At 56.4% G+C, this 16,806-nt stretch carries 18 protein-coding genes; 2 read left to right on the forward strand and 16 right to left on the reverse strand.

Annotation, left to right across the window (positions count from 1 at the left end; all coding sequences use genetic code 11):
* Positions 1 to 64 precede the first annotated feature (64 nt).
* The 6 genes from panB to BLU05_RS26190 form a co-directional block, all read right to left on the reverse strand.
* Positions 65 to 880 carry a 3-methyl-2-oxobutanoate hydroxymethyltransferase gene (panB, locus tag BLU05_RS12195; protein WP_091880407.1) on the reverse strand — a complete coding sequence of 272 codons (816 nt, stop codon included), beginning with the start codon at positions 878 to 880 and terminating at the stop codon, positions 65 to 67.
* Between the two features lie 16 nt (positions 881 to 896).
* The gene (gene panC, locus BLU05_RS12200) at positions 897 to 1,742 is read right to left on the reverse strand and encodes a pantoate--beta-alanine ligase (RefSeq protein WP_091880408.1); all 846 of its coding nucleotides are present in this window, start codon (positions 1,740 to 1,742) and stop codon (positions 897 to 899) included.
* Positions 1,739 to 2,629, reverse strand: coding sequence for a carboxylating nicotinate-nucleotide diphosphorylase (nadC, locus tag BLU05_RS12205; protein ID WP_091880409.1), 891 nt, complete (start codon positions 2,627 to 2,629; stop codon positions 1,739 to 1,741). The genes panC and nadC overlap by 4 nt, the downstream gene beginning before the upstream one ends.
* A gap of 41 nt (positions 2,630 to 2,670) precedes the next feature.
* Positions 2,671 to 4,260 carry an L-aspartate oxidase gene (locus tag BLU05_RS12210; protein WP_091880410.1) on the reverse strand — a complete coding sequence of 530 codons (1,590 nt, stop codon included), beginning with the start codon at positions 4,258 to 4,260 and terminating at the stop codon, positions 2,671 to 2,673.
* Positions 4,261 to 4,320: 60 nt separating this feature from the next.
* On the reverse strand, positions 4,321 to 5,400 hold the full coding sequence (gene nadA, locus BLU05_RS12215) for a quinolinate synthase NadA (protein ID WP_091880411.1): 1,080 nt from the start codon (positions 5,398 to 5,400) through the stop codon (positions 4,321 to 4,323).
* Between the two features lie 232 nt (positions 5,401 to 5,632).
* A complete protein-coding gene (locus BLU05_RS26190; protein WP_175540588.1) occupies positions 5,633 to 5,779 on the reverse strand; it encodes a hypothetical protein in 147 nt (48 codons plus the stop codon).
* A gap of 264 nt (positions 5,780 to 6,043) precedes the next feature.
* Between BLU05_RS26190 and BLU05_RS12220 the strand changes: the two genes are divergently transcribed.
* Positions 6,044 to 7,282, forward strand: coding sequence for an MFS transporter (locus BLU05_RS12220; RefSeq protein WP_091880412.1), 1,239 nt, complete (start codon positions 6,044 to 6,046; stop codon positions 7,280 to 7,282).
* A 3-nt stretch (positions 7,283 to 7,285) separates the two neighbouring features.
* Here BLU05_RS12220 and BLU05_RS12225 read toward each other — a convergent pair whose 3' ends face one another.
* From BLU05_RS12225 to BLU05_RS12240, 4 genes are all read right to left on the reverse strand, one after another.
* Positions 7,286 to 8,464, reverse strand: a complete 1,179-nt coding sequence (locus BLU05_RS12225) for a glycoside hydrolase family 5 protein (RefSeq protein WP_091880414.1) — start codon at positions 8,462 to 8,464, stop codon at positions 7,286 to 7,288.
* 148 nt (positions 8,465 to 8,612) lie between these two features.
* On the reverse strand, positions 8,613 to 8,900 hold the full coding sequence (locus tag BLU05_RS12230) for a PTS sugar transporter subunit IIB (RefSeq protein ID WP_091880415.1): 288 nt from the start codon (positions 8,898 to 8,900) through the stop codon (positions 8,613 to 8,615).
* Between the two features lie 24 nt (positions 8,901 to 8,924).
* Entirely contained in the window at positions 8,925 to 9,386 is a 462-nt protein-coding gene (locus BLU05_RS12235) for a PTS sugar transporter subunit IIA (RefSeq protein ID WP_091880417.1), read from the reverse strand.
* A gap of 24 nt (positions 9,387 to 9,410) precedes the next feature.
* Entirely contained in the window at positions 9,411 to 10,814 is a 1,404-nt protein-coding gene (locus BLU05_RS12240; RefSeq protein WP_091880418.1) for a PTS galactitol transporter subunit IIC, read from the reverse strand.
* A 308-nt stretch (positions 10,815 to 11,122) separates the two neighbouring features.
* Between BLU05_RS12240 and BLU05_RS12245 the strand changes: the two genes are divergently transcribed.
* Positions 11,123 to 11,935, forward strand: a complete 813-nt coding sequence (locus BLU05_RS12245; protein WP_091880420.1) for a class I SAM-dependent methyltransferase — start codon at positions 11,123 to 11,125, stop codon at positions 11,933 to 11,935.
* A 227-nt stretch (positions 11,936 to 12,162) separates the two neighbouring features.
* On the opposite strand, the gene map is transcribed toward BLU05_RS12245, so the two are convergent.
* The 6 genes from map to lepB all read right to left on the reverse strand — a co-directional run bounded on the left by map (position 12,163) and on the right by lepB (position 16,752).
* Positions 12,163 to 12,921, reverse strand: coding sequence for a type I methionyl aminopeptidase (gene map, locus BLU05_RS12250; RefSeq protein ID WP_091880421.1), 759 nt, complete (start codon positions 12,919 to 12,921; stop codon positions 12,163 to 12,165).
* A gap of 94 nt (positions 12,922 to 13,015) precedes the next feature.
* Positions 13,016 to 13,525 (reverse strand): PaaI family thioesterase, encoded by a 510-nt coding sequence (locus BLU05_RS12255; RefSeq protein WP_091880423.1) that lies wholly within the window; start codon positions 13,523 to 13,525, stop codon positions 13,016 to 13,018.
* Entirely contained in the window at positions 13,522 to 14,298 is a 777-nt protein-coding gene (gene recO, locus BLU05_RS12260; protein WP_091880424.1) for a DNA repair protein RecO, read from the reverse strand. Before recO ends, BLU05_RS12255 begins: the two co-directional genes overlap by 4 nt.
* Before the next feature lie 15 nt (positions 14,299 to 14,313).
* Complete coding sequence (gene era, locus BLU05_RS12265; protein ID WP_091880426.1) at positions 14,314 to 15,252, reverse strand: GTPase Era; 939 nt, start codon at positions 15,250 to 15,252, stop codon at positions 14,314 to 14,316.
* The gene (rnc, locus tag BLU05_RS12270) at positions 15,249 to 15,962 is read right to left on the reverse strand and encodes a ribonuclease III (protein WP_091880427.1); all 714 of its coding nucleotides are present in this window, start codon (positions 15,960 to 15,962) and stop codon (positions 15,249 to 15,251) included. The genes era and rnc overlap by 4 nt, the downstream gene beginning before the upstream one ends.
* A gap of 7 nt (positions 15,963 to 15,969) precedes the next feature.
* Positions 15,970 to 16,752, reverse strand: a complete 783-nt coding sequence (lepB, locus tag BLU05_RS12275) for a signal peptidase I (RefSeq protein ID WP_091880429.1) — start codon at positions 16,750 to 16,752, stop codon at positions 15,970 to 15,972.
* Between the last annotated feature and the right edge of the window lie 54 nt (positions 16,753 to 16,806).

The raw sequence follows: 16,806 nt of genomic DNA on the forward strand, positions 1-16,806 counted from the left end.
CCGAAGCCCGATGGAGTTGAGCTGAATTCACTCGGCTCCTATTTAAGCCGGAAGGCTCTAAAGCCTATTTCAGCACGTAAACGTGCTCATCGCCGGGGAATGTCCGTGTGCGAACATCATCGGCATAGGCTTTCACTGCGGCGTCGATACCGGCGCCGACTGCACCATATACTTTGACGAATTTGGGCGGTTTTGGATTGTAGCCCAGCATATCCTCCAAAACGAGGATCTGGCCGTCGCACTCGCGTGATCCGCCAATGCCAATGGTTGGAATGGGGATTTCCCGCGAGATTTCGGCAGCCAGCGGCTCAACAATGCCTTCCAGCACCACGGAAAATGCCCCCGCATCGCTGACAGCTTTCGCGTCCGCCTTGATCAATGGCCAGAGCGCCGTATCGCGCCCCTGCGTCTTGAAACCGCCGAGCGTGTTGACGGATTGCGGGGTCAGGCCGATATGCGCCATGACGGGAATGCCGCGTTCGGCAAGAAACCGGATCGTCTCGGCCATGCGCACGCCGCCTTCGATCTTCACCGCGCCGCAGCCGGTTTCCTGCATCACCCTTGATGCATTGCGAAACGCCACCGCCGGGCTTTCCTCATAGCTGCCGAAAGGCATGTCCACGACGACCATGCCGCGTTTGGACCCGCGTACCACCGCCCGGCCATGGATGATCATCATGTCGAGCGATACGCCAAGGGTGGAATCCATGGCATAGAGCACCATGCCGAGACTATCGCCGACGAGCAGAATATCCGCGTGATTATCAACAATCCGCGCCGTATTGGCATGGTAGGATGTCAGTGCAACGATGGGTTCTGCGCCCTTGCGCGCGCGTATCTCAGGGGCAGTAACCCGGCGAATGATGATTTCCTGGCTCATTGCGTCCCCCGCACTTCTATCCGATAACGCGCTGATCGATCAGCCGCACCTTGCCAAAGCGTACCGTGAGCAGAATGACCACGGGCTGCCTGAATTTACCTGATACTGGATCAAGTGTCTGGGCATCGCGAATATCAACAGCTTCGACCTCGCCCTGCTTCTCGCTCTCCAGCAGCGAGCGAACGGCATTGCGAATGGCTGCAACGGAGCGCTGGCCCCTTACAACCATCTCATCGGCAAGTTCCAGCGATCGCGGCAGGATCACCGCTGCCCTGCGATCTTCCTTCGTCAGCATGGCATTGCGCGACGAGCAGGCGACGCCGTCTTCCTCGCGCACGGTTGCCACCCCGGTAATCACAATCGGCATGTCGAGATCAGCAACCATACGGCGGATGATCGTCAATTGCTGATAGTCCTTCTCGCCGAAGAACGCATGATCAGGCTGCACGATATTGAACAGCTTTGTCACCACCGTACTGACACCACGAAAGTGCCCGGGCCGTATCTTGCCGATCAGAATGCGTGAAAGAACCGGGTTTTCGACAATCGTATTGGCACCAGCCCGGTAAACTTCTGCCACCTCTGGTGTAAAGACGTAATCGACACCCTCAGCCTTCAGCTTGGCGAGGTCTCCCGCCATGTCTCTGGGATAGCTCGACAGATCCTCATTGGGCCCGAACTGCGTCGGATTGACGAAGATCGATACAACAGTGATATCGCAAGCGGCGCGCGAATGGCGCACCAGCGTCATATGCCCGATGTGCAGATAACCCATGGTCGGCACAAGACCGATACTCTTGCCCTTCAGCCGTTCAGCTTTCAGGGCAGTTCGCAGTTCGGCGATGGTGGCGATGACTTTCATTTCAGTTCTATATCCAGTCCGATATCCAGCGTTGGCGCTGCCATGGTGATTTTCGAGGTAGAGATGTAATCGACGCCGGTTTCAGCAACGGCCTTGATCGTATCAAGTGCAATATTGCCAGAGGCTTCAAGTTTCGCACGTCCGGCATTGATTTTTACAGCCTTTTCAAGCAGTTCCGGCCCCATATTATCAAGCAGAATCACATCGGCATTGACAGACAGTGCCTCATCGAACTGGTCAAGACCATCCACTTCAACCTCGATCTTGACGAGAATTCCCGCATAAGTGCGCGCCGCCAGAATGGCCTTGGTCACGCCGCCCGCAACAGCGATATGATTGTCCTTGATCAGGATCGCATCATCGAGACCGAACCGGTGGTTGATACCACCGCCGCACTTCACCGCATATTTGGCGAAGCCGCGCATACCGGGGATGGTCTTGCGCGTATCGCAGACCCTGGCATTCGTATGGGCGATCAGATCGGCAAACTTCGCGGTATAGGTGGAAATACCGCTCAAATGCATCAGGAAGTTGAGCGCTACCCGTTCCGCGGACAGGATGGCGCGGGCATTGCCTTCGATGACGGCGATCCTGTCTCCCGGTTTGACCCGAGCGCCATCCTTGACCAGAGGGGTAAACACCACCTCGGAATTGACCAATGTGAACGCCTTGCGGGCAAATTCCATTCCGCAGATCGTACCGGCCTCGCGGCTCGACAGAACCGCTCTTGCCGTCGCCTCTTCCGGCAGCGTGGCATTGGTGGTCAGATCCCCTGCCCGGCCAAAATCTTCAAGCAAAGCGCCACGCACGGCATCATCAACGAGCAAGCCCGGCAATGAAGGCGGAAAAGCCTTCTGCGCGACAGTGGTTTGCGGGGAAACATTCATGTCATCTTCCTTCCGACAACGCTCATTATTTCGTTTTCCGGCTACGCCGTAGGGCTAAGTTCCATCATGTCGCCGACATAGGCCCGCGCGTCATCGAGGTTCAGGAACGTGCGATGCTGCCATTCTCCACGCTTTTTCGGGAAATCGGTGCGGAAATGGCCGCCACGACTTTCCTCACGCCGCAACGCACTGACGGCCACCAGCTTGGCGGTGGCAAGCACATTGCGGAAGGCCGGGTCGCGATTGTTCTTTTCCAATGTCAGAATGGCTTTCAATCCGGCAACCATGTCCTCGCGATTGCGGATAACGCCGAAACTGGCACTCATGGTCTTGCGCAGCGTCGCCATGGCCGGAGTGTCACCTTCCGATTGCAGATCATCCCGGTCGACGGAACCAGCAGCCCAATTATCGACTGGTTTCGCGCCATCCTTGCCGATTCTGGCGGCGATACGGGCGGAGAACACCACCGCTTCCAGCAGCGAATTGGATGCAAGCCGGTTTGCACCATGGGCACCGGTTGATGTGCATTCACCGCAGGCCCACAGGCCATCAATCGAGGTGCGCCCTTCTGCGTCGGTCAGAATACCACCCATGAAGTAATGTGCGGCGGGAACGACGGGAATAGGCTGCGTGACCGGGTCAATGCCCGCATCGCGGCAATAGCGATAAACAGTCGGGAATTCATCGGGGAAAGTCGCACCGACAGCCGTGGTGCAATCGAGCCAGGCGCCTCGCCCTGCCATTACCTCGGCATAGATACCGCGCGCCACCACATCGCGCGGGGCAAGCTCGCCTTCGGGATCAATTTTCAGCATGAAACGCTCGCCGTCGCGGTTGATCAGCGTTGCCCCATGGCCGCGCAGGGCTTCGGTTGCCAGTGGTGCCGGGTCCTTGTGTACATCGAGTGCCGTCGGATGAAACTGCACGAATTCCATATCCGCCATCATGGCTCCAGCGCGGGCCGCCATGCCAATACCCTCGCCGCGCGCCTCGGATGGATTGGTGGTGACCGCATAGAGATGGCCGATACCACCGGTAGCAATCACCACAGAGTGGGAAGCAAGCTGCACTTTCTCGCCCCGTCCCGCATCGGCACGGGCAATCACACCCGTCACAGCGCCCTTTTCCGTGGTGATGTCTTCAACCACATAGCCTTCCATCACGCGGATAGACGGGGTGTTTTCGACGGTGTGCACCAGCGCCTGCATGATGGCACGACCGGCCATATCGCCGCGCACGCGGACAATTCGGCTTTCGGAATGGGCAGCTTCGCGTGATACCTGAAGCTTCCCCTGCAGATCACGATCAAACGGCACGCCATAACCGAGCAGATCATGCACGCGGGCTGCGGCTTCCGTTGCCATCAACCGGGCAATGTTCTCGTCAACAATGCCATCACCCGCCGCAACCGTATCGGCAACGTGTTTTTCGATCGTATCACCTTCGGAGACAGCAGCGGCAATGCCTGCCTGTGCCCAGGCGGATGAAGCCCCCCGACCTATCGGTGCTGCCGCCAGAATAGTGACGGGACGCGGCGCCAGTTTCAACGCGCAGAAGAGGCCAGCCAAGCCGCCGCCAATGATGATGACAGGTTCAACCTGTGTTGAAGCATCGGAAAATAGTGCACTCATCGGATATTACCCCCTGTTGCCCAGCCGGGCAGTTGGGTTGAAGGCCAGATAAAATTTGCTCTAATTCTTCAGGTTCACCATGCGCTCCACGGCAAGGCGGGCGCGTTCTCCAACCAGCGGATCAACGTGAATCTCCTCGCGCATATAGAGCAGGCTCTCAAGGATGTTCGGCAACGTGATGCGCTTCATGTGCGGGCACAGGTTGCACGGCTTGATGAACTTCACATCAGGCACCTCAGACTCGATGTTCGACGCCATCGAGCATTCGGTGACGAGAAGCACTTTTGCCGGACGCCGGTCTTTCACATAGTTGATCATGCCGCTGGTCGAGCCGGTATAATCGGCAATGGCAACGACCTCTGGCGGGCATTCCGGATGCGCGATGATCTGGATATCGGGATCAGCCGCGCGATAGGCGAGAAGCTCCTCGGCGGTGAAACGCTCATGAACTTCGCAATGGCCCTTCCAGGTCAGGATTTTGACGTCGGTCTGCGCCGCAACGTTCTGGGCCAGGAACTCATCGGGAATGCACAGGACACGGTCGACGCCAAAGCTCTCGACCACCTGAACCGCATTGGCCGATGTGCAGCATATATCGCTTTCCGCCTTCACTTCCGCTGACGTGTTGACGTAGGTGACAATCGGCACACCGGGATAGGTTTCCCGCAGCAGGCGCACATCAGCACCCGTAATGGATTCAGCCAGCGAGCAACCTGCCCGCATATCTGGAATGAGCACGGTTTTCTGCGGATTGAGCAGCTTTGACGTTTCCGCCATGAAGTGCACACCACACTGAACGATAATCTCAGCGTCGACGCGCGTTGCTTCGCGGGCCAATTGCAGCGAGTCGCCAACAATATCGGCCACGCAGTGAAATATCTCCGGCGTCTGGTAATTATGCGCAAGTATGACGGCATTGCGCTGCTTCTTCACCCGGTTGATCGCAGCCACATAGGGCGCATAGACAGGCCATTCGATCCGGGGAATATGATGGGCAACACGCTGATAGAGGTGTTCGGTTTCTTCAGCCACATCAGGGGTGAAAGACAGATCAGGCATTTTGAGAACGCCAAAACGTTCCGCTGCGGATGGGCCTGAGATACGGCCGTTCGGGTTGCGAGCAATGCTGGTCATCGTCATTTCCTCCTAAGGCAACCTCCTCCGGTTGCCTGCTGCCGATCATTTATACTCAATATGAGCATATTTCAGATCAAAAGAAAAACGGCAAGGCCGTCGGGCAATACATAGGCCAATATTCCGATGGCTTCAAGAGGCATATTTTCAACAATCGGCTAAAGATTGCCTTGGCGGTGGCCGGGCCGAAAACATTCCGGCGCGCAATTTTTCCTGTCACATAAAGCTCGAAGCTTGATCACACTTTCTGGCTCAGGACTATTTCCTTGATTGATTTCACACGGTTACGCGCCGTTGTAACCGCCCCGGTGGCGATAATAATCGCGGGCTTGCCTGTCACGTTTGGCCGGGCTGTCGCCGCCCAGACGCGGAGAGCAATTGTCAAAAACTTTCGCATCAAAATCTGACGGCCTGTCGCAAAAAACCAAAGGACTGACACGGCCCGAATTGGCACATCCGGCTAAGGTGACAGTGCCCAGGGCCAGAAGTGGTAATAGAAATCGCATAAGGTAAATCCTTCATTTCTGCATTGGCAGGCTTGCGGAAAGCGCACTATTCATCAAATACGCTGAAGTGCCAGTTCACATCTATTCAATTGATTGCGACCTTAAATAGGGTAATCCTCTTGCGCATATAAGGGGGAGAGATCATGGCCGCGATTCAATCGAGCACCGAGAAGCCATCTGGTATTCCCTGGCTGATCATCATCGCCGGTTCGCTCATTGCCGTCATGACCTTTGGCCCGCGTTCAGCCATGGGCCTTTTCCAGTTGCCGCTTCTGCAGGACAAGGGCTGGGACCGCACCACCTTCAGCATGGCTATTGCCTTGCAAAACCTCTTCTGGGGTATCGGCCAGCCATTCTTTGGCGCCATCGCTGACAAATACGGCACATGGCGCGTTTTGCTGATGTCGGCGATTCTCTATGCATCTGGTCTTGTGCTGATGGCATGGTCGACCACGCCCGGAATGCTCTATATCGGGGGCGGCCTGCTTGTCGGTCTTGGTATTGCCTCCGGGTCGTTCGGAACAATCCTGTCCGCGTTTGCGCGCAATGTCTCGGCAGAAAAACGCACTTTCGTTTTCGGCATCGGCACAGCAGCGGGTTCTGCCGGAATGTTCGTGTTTTCGCCTGTCAGCCTTGAATTGATCGAGCATTATGGCTGGTCGGATGCACTGGTTTATCTCGGTATAGCCATGGCAATCGTGCCGCTTCTCGCCATTCCACTCCGGGGCAACTCCTCCAGTGGCCGGATCAGTGAAGCGCAATATAAACAGTCCATGGGTGAAGCCTTGCGCGAGGCACTGGGACACAGAAGCTATGTGTTGCTGACAACGGGCTTTTTCGTTTGCGGCTTTCAGCTTGCCTTCATCACCGCGCATTTCCCGGCTTATCTCAATGATATCGGTATTGATGCCAAGTATGCGGTGCTGGCGCTGGCGCTTATCGGCTTTTTCAATGTGATCGGATCGCTGGCCTCCGGTGTCATCAGCCAGCGTTATTCCAAGCCAAAATTTCTTGCTTATCTCTACATTGGCCGTTCGGTGCTGGTTGCAGCATTCCTGCTGCTGCCACAAACTGGCGCGTCGGTGGTCGTTTTCGCAATTGTCATGGGACTGATGTGGCTTTCAACGGTACCGCCGACAAATGCCCTTGTTGCGATCATGTTCGGCACGCGCTACCTCGCCATGCTTGGCGGCATCGTATTCTTCTCACATCAGGTCGGTTCATTCCTCGGCGTCTGGCTTGGCGGTTATCTCTACGACCATTTGGGCAGCTATAACCCCGTCTGGTGGCTGAGCGTTGTGCTTGGCATTTTAGCCGCTATCGTGCATTGGCCGATTGAAGAGCGGCAGGCGGATCGCCCTGCCCTGCAACCGGCCGAATAGTCTTCAGGGCTGGAGACGCTTGCGGATGGGCTCGAATTCCGGCGTTGCCTTGCGCTTCACCGGATCAGGCTCATTGGCGTCGATAGCGTCCCAGTATTTCCAATTGACTTTTTCCGAACCAAGCTCGTAGTCCATGCCGTCCCAGCTATCCTCGCGAAAACTGTAAAAAGCCCAGTGCAGCTTGTTGCTGTCGAGCGCAGTCAGCACGTCATCCAGATAGGGCTTGCAGCCGGGAAGCTGGCGCATACAGCCATATTCACCCGCCACCATACGGTTCAGCGGCACGCCATGAGCTTTCGCCCAATCCACAGGCTTGGCAAGATATTCGGTGACTTTCTGCGCGTTCCACATAACCTTCGATCCGGCATAGGGCACCTCGCCGGGATAGGCATAGGGCTTCTTGCGCTTGATATTGGGAGCACTGGTCGCTTCATAGGGTTCATACATGTGAAAACTGTAGATGACTTTCTGGTCATCAAGCGGTTTCGGCCAATAGCTGAACGCATCGGCTGCCGCATACCATCCGGCGTCGGCCATGATGGGCGTTACCGGATCGATCTTCCTGATCTCGGCAATCACCATGTTGTAGAAGGCAATCAGATCGCGGGAGCCGCCCTTTTGCTTGTCATACCAGGCTTGCATATCCGCGGCTGAGGCATGTTCGGCAACGCCGCCCATCTTTTCCGGTGCGGGTTCGTTGATCAGATTATAGGCGGCAATACCGGGGTGATCCTTCAAGGCAGCGGCAAGGTCGTGCCAGAACTGCGCGGCCTCCTGCCACTTTGCCTTGTCCTGCCAAAGCCGGTCATCAAACTTGCCATTGTTGTTCTGGGCCCAGCGCATGGCCGGAAGCGACAGCGGCGTGATGACCACTTTGAGACCAGCCTTGTCAGCCCGATCCAGCGTGGCTTTGAGCGTGGCGAGATCGGAGGCCGGAATGCCTTCATAATGATCGGCATCGCCAATCAGAAAATCGCGCTTGGCCGGTTTCCACTTGTCGTAGGACAGCCGCACCCAGCTTGCGCCATAATCTTTCAGCGCATCGAAATAGGCCTGATCAGGTGGCAGCCGGTTGAAACTGTTGCCGCCATGCTGCGGCTTATCCCAGAAACTGATGAGATCGGCCGCATTGGCAGCGCAGGTCATGGTCAAAGACAGAAACAGGGTCGTCGCAATACGCATGGGAACTCTTTCGGATCAGTATGTTCAGACCAATTGCTGGAGCACTGCGGCGAGAATGGGTCCTGTCTGGCGCCGATCTATGGCTATCAACAGAAACCGCCGCCTGACGAAGCAAGCGGCGGAAATTTCAGTTCCGGCGATAGAAATATCAACCGCGTAAAACAGCCTCGATCTTGTCGAGCGCCTCGGCCTTGCCGATACCGGTCAAAAACGCGAGCGTCGTGATAACCGGTTTGCCAAGGTCCTTCGGCAATTGCGCCGTAGAGACAACAAGATCAACATCATCGATCTGCCCGGCCACCTCGGCCACCTTGCATTGCCGCGCGTTGAAACTGATGCCGCGTTCCTTCAATGCATCTGCCACCGCATGGGCGACGACGGTTGATGTGGCGATACCGGTTCCACAGGCGAAAAGTACAGTCTTTTGTTTGGTCATTGGTCCCTCTTCATCCCGAATAGCCTAAGCCAGCAGCCGGGCTACATCCTCTACCGTGTTGGATTGCATCAAGGCGGTGATCGTATCGGCAGACTGTATGGTCATGGCGATCTCCTGCAGCATTTCGATCTGTTGGTCCTTATCACTGAGCGCCATGAGAAAAACCACACTGACCTGCAGCTTTTCATCCGGATCTTCCATGTTGGAAAAAGCCACCGGCTTGCACAATGTCGCCATGGCGAGGCCCGGTTTCAGCACATGTTCGGGGTCCGTATGCGGAATGGCCACATTGTTGTCTGAACCCAGCGGCAAGCCTGTCGGCAGCTCCGCCTCGCGGGCAAGCACCGCCTCGGCAAAGCTTGGTTTCACATAGCCCAGACTGTGCAAACGGTCGGAAAGTATCCGGATAATCTCCTGATCATTTCCGGCCTCGACCCCAAGGATAATTGCCCCCGGATCGAGATAGTTCATCAAGGCTTTCGCCATTCAATTCACTCCAGTATGCGTATTTCAGGCTGTCTTGTCTGCGTTTTCATCGGCACCCGCCGCCCGTTCCCACGCGGCGGTATTTCGATGATAAGCCCAGAATGCACCGGCAATAATGATGGCGATAAGCCCGAGACCTGCCGCGCCAAGGCTGCGGATTGCAGCAATCACCGCGTAGGAAACCCACAGGAACCCATCAACCACACTGGTAATCTGCACCGCATTGGCAGGCATCTTGAAGCCGGATGATTGGGCAGCGCTGGTAAACAGCGGCGCCAGCGCATTGGCAACGTAGAAGCCGACAGCCAGCGTAAACGTGCCGACAATGACCATGCGGAAGACATTTCCCTTCAACAAGGGCGCTGTCATGGCAACGATGAAAGGAATAACCGCTAGATCGGCAAAAAGAATGATGCGATTACCCGGCAGGATGATCGACAGGATGATCGCGATGGGCACGAGGATCAGCGATGAGGAAATCGCGGCGGGATGGCCAATCAGGATTGCCGAATCGAGACCCACCAGCAACTCGCGGTCGCCTGTCCGCTTCTTGACGAACGCCTGTGCCGCATCGGAAACCGGCAGCAGTCCCTCCATCAAAATCTTGACCATGCGCGGCAGCAGCAGCATCACCGCCGCCAGTGTCATGCCTGTTTGCAGGACCTTGCTCAGAACCACACCGAAATCCCCGGCGTTATAATAGGCGATGACACCCAGCACGAGACCGATGATCAAGCCAAGAATGACCGGCTCGCCAAACACACCGAAACGCTTTTCAAAGGTCTCGGTGTTGATTTCGATCTTGTTGATGCCGGGAATGCGGTCGATGATCCAGTTCAGCACAATGGCAATCGGCAGGATTTGCGCCGACGCCAGATGCGGCACGGAAATGCCGGGGATGCCGTAGAATTGCTGTACCGCCTTGGCCGACCAATCGGCAAACAGCAGGCACAGCGCCACCATCAGCGCCGCAACAATCAGGCCGTAAACGAGACTGTCCGTGGCCGCGACGGCGAGCGAACCGATGAAGGCAAAGTGCCAGAAATTCCACACATCGACATTAAGCGTACGCGTCAGGCGCGTCAGAAGCAGGACGATGTTGACGGCGATGCCAATCGGGATGACCCAGAGACCGACCGATGATCCAAAGGCAATGGCGGCAGCCGATGGCCAGCCTACATCAACAATATCGCGCTGAATGCCGGTATTGGTCACAATCGCCTTGGCCACATCGCCAATCGATGTGAGCATCAGCCCAAGCACAAGATTGATACCGATAAATGCCACGCCGATGGTAACAGCCGCACGGAACGCGCGCCCCACCTTGGCACCGAGTACCACAGCAATGATAAAAATCACAATCGGCAAAAGGACCGTTGGTCCCATTGTATCGACGGCAGCCTTCAGGCCCGCCAGAAAACCATCCATTCCAACCTCCCAGCAGCCACATTGGACCGCGCATTCCCCCAACGCTTATGTCTGCGTCGCGCCAATGTTTGACAGGATATGCGGGAAAAACCAGCGGGTTTTCACATTATTTGACGGGAATTCACACTTGTGCGCAGCAATTTTGAGCAAATTGCCGTTTCATGGGCGGGTTAGGGCGCGGACCCGCAAACGCGCGACCAAAGGCGGATTGATGCGAGTCTGTTGTATCGGATCGCTCGCGAATGATCCCCATGCAGCCAATTATGTGCTAGTCTTACGAGCTATCGAACGGAGCCCGGCAATAGGCGATGTTGGAAACTGACAAGGTGTTCGCCGGTTCAATTCCGGAAAGTTACGACCGCTACATGGTGCCGTTGATTTTCGAGCCGTATGCGGCGGATATTGCACAAAGAGCGGCGTCCCTGTCGCCAAGTGCCGTTTTGGAAATCGCTGTGGGCAGCGGGGTTGTCACACGCGCATTAGCGCCAAGACTATCATCGGGCGCAAGCTATGTCGCAACCGACCTCAACCAGCCGATGATCGACTACGCCGCATCGCGACAACCTCGCGACAGCCGGATCATATGGCGCCAAGCGGATGCTCTGGCGCTACCATTTGAAAACGCAACCTTCGATCTCGTTTGTTGCCAGTTTGGCGCGATGTTCTTTCCTGACCGCTCATCTGGTTACCGGGAAGCAAAGCGGGTCTTGAAGCCCGGAGGACATTTTTTGTTCAACGTATGGGATCGTATCGAGGAGAACGTATTTGCGGACGATGTGACGAATGCTCTCGCAAAGATGTTTCCGAACGATCCGCCACGCTTTCTGGCACGCACGCCGCACGGCTACCACGATACGGCATTGATCCGTAGCGAGCTGGAGGACTCAGGTTTCTCCCGCGTGGTGATCGACACGAGAGCCGAACAAAGCCGTGCATCCTCGCCGCGCCTTCCCGCCATTGCCTATTGTCAGGGAACTGTTCTTCGCAACGAAATCGAGGCCAGAGACGCCGGGAAATTGGAAACTGCAACCGACTACGTCGCGTCCGTGATTGCCGATAGACATGGCAGCGGCGAGGTTGCCGCCAAGATTCAGGCACATGTAATCGTAGCTGTCGCCTAAGGTTGGGATTTCCCTTCTCGCACTTAGCGTCTTTTAGCTACGCGTCAGAATTCGGTCGCTATTGTGAATGTACTGATCTCATCCCCCCGCGCATCGCCGGATAGCGATGCCGTCCACGTATTGCGTCAGCGGTCTTATGAAAAGGTCAAGGCCGGTTTGCACAAAAGACTGTCCGCAGAAGAGGTTCCTGCCGCACTTTAACCGGTTAAGGCGTTTCAGCAATGGTGTCAGTGGGCCCCGGCCGGCAATGTGACAACCAAAGGTCCGTTACGGGTTGCAACCACCGTATGCTCATACTGGACAGTCAAGGCGCGCGGTTCACTGTACAATGTCCATGCGTCGTCGCCACCTTCTGCAAATTCTGCACCCAATGACAGAAAGGGTTCGACGGTAAATACCAATCCCTCGTTCATGAACCGGCGTTCGGAATGATCGGGCCACGTCGAAATTTCAGTCGGCTCTTCGTGCAGAGAATGGCCGACACCGTGGCTAGCCAAATTGCGCACGAGTGTATAGCCATTCTTGCGGGCAAATGTACCAATTGCATTGCCAATACCTGCGATTGGCTTGTTTGCACCGACCTGCCGCAAGCCGGTCCACATAGCACGACGGCCGTCACGGCAAAGGCGTTCCACAACACGCGAAACAGGCGGCACGGCAAACGACGCTCCGGTGTCGGCAAAAAAACCATTCTTCTCAGCGGATACGTCAATGTTCACAAGATCGCCAGCAGCGATGCGGCGCGAGCCTGGAATGCCATGAGCAATTTCTTCGTTAACGCTGATACATGTGGCTCCCGGAAATCCATAGGTGAGTTCCGGCGCAGATCGCGCCCCGGCTGCATCAAGAAGCTCCCGTCCAAGCCCATCAAGCTCGGCTGTGGTCATTCCCGGTTCCAGTGCCGCACCCATAGCCGCCAAGATATCGGCAACAATTCTTCCAATTTCCTGCAGCTTGATCAGATCGTCGTCATTGGAAATTGTCATTCTCGAACTCGCTCTCATAGGCCCATACAACGTGCCTCAAATAAGTCACTGTACCGGGACAATCAACAATCTGAATTGTATCTCGTCGGCTGATTCAACCGCCGCGCATAAAACTTTCAAGCGGGAAGATTGCGCAGGTTTCGGTGCCGTGGGCCAGCAGCTTGCCATTTGCGTCACGCAGGAAGGCTTCCGATGTTGCCAGCGTCCGCCCGCGATGCACGAGCTTGCCCTCGCAGAATACCGGGCCGGTATCGGGAGACACAGGGCGCACGAGGTTCACCTTGAATTCGACGGTCGTATAGGCCTCGCCCGGCTTCAGCGTGGTCATGACACAGCAGGCGAGCGCCGAATCCATCAAGGTTGCAATCCAGCCGCCGTGAATGCCGCCCATTGGATTGAGATGTTCGCGCGCCGGGATGCCTTTGAAAACGACCCGGTTCAGCTCCACCTCATGCAGATTAAAGGTCAGCGTTTGGGCGATGGGCGGTGCGGGATATTCGCCTCGCAGCATGGCCTGCAGGATGTCGAGGCCGCTGCGTTTGGCCAGATCGGCAAGTGGCAGCGTACCAATGCCGCCGGGAAATGCGATAGTCTCTGAACTCATGGAAGCACGGACCTTTCCTCGGCCGCCGGACCCTGCCCTGCCGCCCTTGATATCGATCTTGAAACAGCGGTCAGAAACCCGTCACGCGACTCCGGCGCTTTCAGCGCCCTTGGCTCCCAGACGTGCCGGGTAAAGAAGAAACTCGTCAGGCGAAACGCATCGACAAGCTCCGTCAGCGATGCGACCCGCACCTTTGAACTGACCATGAAAGGTGGCATCACCAGAAGCTTGTCGGCCCATGGTGCGCCCGCATCGCGCGAAACGGCGCGGCCCGATTTGGGCGATACATAGGCGAGGTTTTCGGCGCTTCCCGTCGACGCACAGCGTTTCAGATCAAGGCCAAAGCCCAGCTCCTCCAGCATCATCACCTCAAAGCGCAGGAGAAGCTCGCCCGAGATCAGCGGATCGTCGCAATGCTCAAGGATAATGGCGAGTGTTTCAAAAAGGCCCTGATGCGGATCGCGCTCCGGCAACAGTCTCAAATGAGCGGCGGCCAGTTGCAGCGCATAAAGACCAACGGGCTGCTCGATCAACCGTGCGGCGGCAAAGGAGACCGGTTCGATCTGCATCATGCCGAGATGTTCGTCGATACGCGCACGCCAGATCACATCCACCCGGTTTCCCGCCTGCAGCAGCGGTTGCATACGGCGCGAACGTCCGCCGCGCACCAACCCCATATGGCGGCCATGCTCGCGCGTCATCAGTTCGAGGATCGCACTGGTTTCCCCGTGCCGCCTCGTTCCGAGTATGATTCCCTCGTCTCGCCATTCCATCAGGCGAGACTCGCGCTAACTGTGTGGGAATTCAAGGCCCATTTCGCGGTAACGTTCCGGGTCATTGCCCCAATTGTCACGAACCTTGACGAACAGGAACAGGTGAACCTTCTGTTCGAGGATTTCCATCAGTTCCTTGCGGGCCGCCTGACCGATGGACTTGATCGCCTGACCTTCATGGCCGAGCACAATCTTCTTCTGGCTGTCACGCTCGACATAGATCACCTGCTGGATGCGGACAGAGCCATCCGGCTTTTCTTCCCAGCTTTCAGTCTCGATGGTCGATGAATAGGGCAGTTCGTTATGCAGACGCAGGAAAAGCTTCTCGCGGGTGATTTCCGCCGCCAGCATGCGCATTGGCATGTCGGAAATCTGGTCTTCCGGGTAATACCATGGGCCTTCTGGCAGATTGTCGGCCAGATATTTCAGCAAATCCTTGCAGCCATAGCCTTTGAGCGCCGAAATCATGAATGTCTTGTCGAAGTTGATCTTCTCATTGGCCTTTTGAGCCAGTTCGAGAAGTTTCGGTGCTTCGATACGGTCGACCTTGTTGAGAACGAGGATGACCTTGCGCTTCTTCTCATGCAGGCTGCTCAGAATAGCTTCCGCTTCTTCATCGATGCCCTGTTCCACATCGATCAGCACCAGAACAATATCCGCATCCTTGGCACCGCCCCAGGCGGTTGTCACCATGGCGCGGTCGAGACGGCGTTTTGGTTTGAAGATACCGGGCGTGTCGACCAGCACCATCTGGGTGCGGTCGTGAATGACAATGCCGCGCACCAGCGCCCGCGTTGTCTGCACCTTGTGGGTGACGATCGAAACCTTGCTGCCGACCAGCTGATTGACCAGCGTCGACTTGCCGGCATTGGGGGCGCCAATCAAAGCAATAAAGCCCGAACGTGTCGGGCCTTCTGGCTGTGTCGCCTCCGGTGTTAGTTCCTGATCGGTCATTTTTGTCCCTCTTCCTGCGTCTTCTGACGGACGCCTTCCCGGTAAAGCAAGGCAACAGCGGCTTCCTGCTCGGCAATACGCTTGGAGCGTCCCATGCCGGTGGCAGGCGCAAAGCCCTTCACCTCTACCTTTACCGTAAATTGTGGGTCATGGTCAGGCCCGGTGCGCTCGACCACGCTGTATAAAGGCTGGGCACCATCCTGCTGATGCGCCCATTCCTGTAGTTCTGTCTTGGGATCACGCTGCGCCGAATTGATCTCGCGCGAGCGGGCATCCCAGTAACGCTGGATGAAAGGTTGCGCCGCTTCCAGCCCGCCGTCCAGATAAATCGTTGCAATCAGCGATTCCACCACATCGGCACGCAGGCTTTTCAGCCTTTTGTCAGCCAGTCCCTTCACATCGGAGCCGGTGCGGATAAACTCATGCAGGCCGATTTCATCAGCCACATCAGCGCATGTATCGGCGTTGACGAGCGAGTTCAAACGAAGCGAAAGCTCACCTTCGCTGGCCGTCGGATAGGCGCGAAACAGCATTTCTGCAATGACCAGCCCAAGGACGCGATCACCCAGAAATTCGAGCCGCTCATAATCCGATCCAACCGATTGGCGGGCGCTGGCATGGGTCAGCGCCCGCTCAAGGCGGCTAAGATCGCGAAATGTGTGGCTCGTCTGCTCCTCCAGCCTGCGAACGGCGTCTGCGGACAGGTTCATAGGCGGCTCATTGGCTCTTCGGGGTGAAGGAGGTTCCATTCACGCTGCGCAGCAATCGGTCGAAGCGCATTTCCGTCGGCCAGCGCCAGATTTCCAGCGGGCTTGCCTTGTCAGCAATGGAGAAGAAAATGATGTTGGCACGACCGATGAAATTCTCCAGCGGCACGGTTCCCAGTTCAAAACGGCTATCGGCGGAATTGTCCCGGTTGTCGCCCATCATGAAAAACTGACCCGCCGGAACAGTGAACTCCCGGGTATTGTCGCCAAGACCGTTCGGGATCAGATCAAGCGTATCATAGGTGACGCCGTTTGGCAGTGTTTCGCGATAAACATCAATCGGAAAAGGCTTTTCAGTCACATCAGGATTGTTGATCTGGCCAACTTTGACACGCGGTACCGCAACGCCATTGATATAAACAACGCCCTCACGCACCTGCACCTTATCGCCGGGCAAGCCGATCACGCGCTTGATGTAGTCAATCGACGTATCAGCAGGCGTGCGGAAAACGGCCACATCGCCGCGCAGCGGTTCGCTGCCCCAGATGCGGCCCGAAAACAGGTTGGGCGACAGCGGAATTGAATATTTCGAAAAGCCATAGGAGAATTTCGAGACGAAGAGATAATCGCCCTCAAGCAAAGTCGGGCGCATTGAGCCGGACGGAATGTTGAACGGCTGAATCAGCACAGTCCGGATAACCAGAGCGAGCAGCAGAGCCTGCACGATAACGCTGATCGTCTCGCCGAGACCACCAGATTTTTTCACAACAGATTTGTCGCTCACGCTCGTCATATCTCCAAATTTGTAACGTGCCCCCTCTTAACCGCTGAATTGGCAGGGGGCAAT

It is taken from the genome of Phyllobacterium sp. OV277, assembly GCF_900104355.1.
Lineage (GTDB): Bacteria > Pseudomonadota > Alphaproteobacteria > Rhizobiales > Rhizobiaceae > Phyllobacterium.

What these genes read in the sequence shown, in the direction of transcription:
- panB (WP_091880407.1), bottom strand. Translation starts at nt 880, where the DNA reads ATGAGCCAGGAAATCATCATTCGCCGGGTTACTGCCCCTGAGATACGC.
- panC (WP_091880408.1), bottom strand. Translation starts at nt 1,742, where the DNA reads ATGAAAGTCATCGCCACCATCGCCGAACTGCGAACTGCCCTGAAAGCT.
- nadC (WP_091880409.1), bottom strand. Translation starts at nt 2,629, where the DNA reads ATGAATGTTTCCCCGCAAACCACTGTCGCGCAGAAGGCTTTTCCGCCT.
- BLU05_RS12210 (WP_091880410.1), bottom strand. Translation starts at nt 4,260, where the DNA reads ATGAGTGCACTATTTTCCGATGCTTCAACACAGGTTGAACCTGTCATC.
- nadA (WP_091880411.1), bottom strand. Translation starts at nt 5,400, where the DNA reads ATGACGATGACCAGCATTGCTCGCAACCCGAACGGCCGTATCTCAGGC.
- BLU05_RS12220 (WP_091880412.1), top strand. Translation starts at nt 6,044, where the DNA reads ATGGCCGCGATTCAATCGAGCACCGAGAAGCCATCTGGTATTCCCTGG.
- BLU05_RS12225 (WP_091880414.1), bottom strand. Translation starts at nt 8,464, where the DNA reads ATGCGTATTGCGACGACCCTGTTTCTGTCTTTGACCATGACCTGCGCT.
- BLU05_RS12230 (WP_091880415.1), bottom strand. Translation starts at nt 8,900, where the DNA reads ATGACCAAACAAAAGACTGTACTTTTCGCCTGTGGAACCGGTATCGCC.
- BLU05_RS12235 (WP_091880417.1), bottom strand. Translation starts at nt 9,386, where the DNA reads ATGGCGAAAGCCTTGATGAACTATCTCGATCCGGGGGCAATTATCCTT.
- BLU05_RS12240 (WP_091880418.1), bottom strand. Translation starts at nt 10,814, where the DNA reads ATGGATGGTTTTCTGGCGGGCCTGAAGGCTGCCGTCGATACAATGGGA.
- BLU05_RS12245 (WP_091880420.1), top strand. Translation starts at nt 11,123, where the DNA reads ATGTTGGAAACTGACAAGGTGTTCGCCGGTTCAATTCCGGAAAGTTAC.
- map (WP_091880421.1), bottom strand. Translation starts at nt 12,921, where the DNA reads ATGACAATTTCCAATGACGACGATCTGATCAAGCTGCAGGAAATTGGA.
- BLU05_RS12255 (WP_091880423.1), bottom strand. Translation starts at nt 13,525, where the DNA reads ATGAGTTCAGAGACTATCGCATTTCCCGGCGGCATTGGTACGCTGCCA.
- recO (WP_091880424.1), bottom strand. Translation starts at nt 14,298, where the DNA reads ATGGAATGGCGAGACGAGGGAATCATACTCGGAACGAGGCGGCACGGG.
- era (WP_091880426.1), bottom strand. Translation starts at nt 15,252, where the DNA reads ATGACCGATCAGGAACTAACACCGGAGGCGACACAGCCAGAAGGCCCG.
- rnc (WP_091880427.1), bottom strand. Translation starts at nt 15,962, where the DNA reads ATGAACCTGTCCGCAGACGCCGTTCGCAGGCTGGAGGAGCAGACGAGC.
- lepB (WP_091880429.1), bottom strand. Translation starts at nt 16,752, where the DNA reads ATGACGAGCGTGAGCGACAAATCTGTTGTGAAAAAATCTGGTGGTCTC.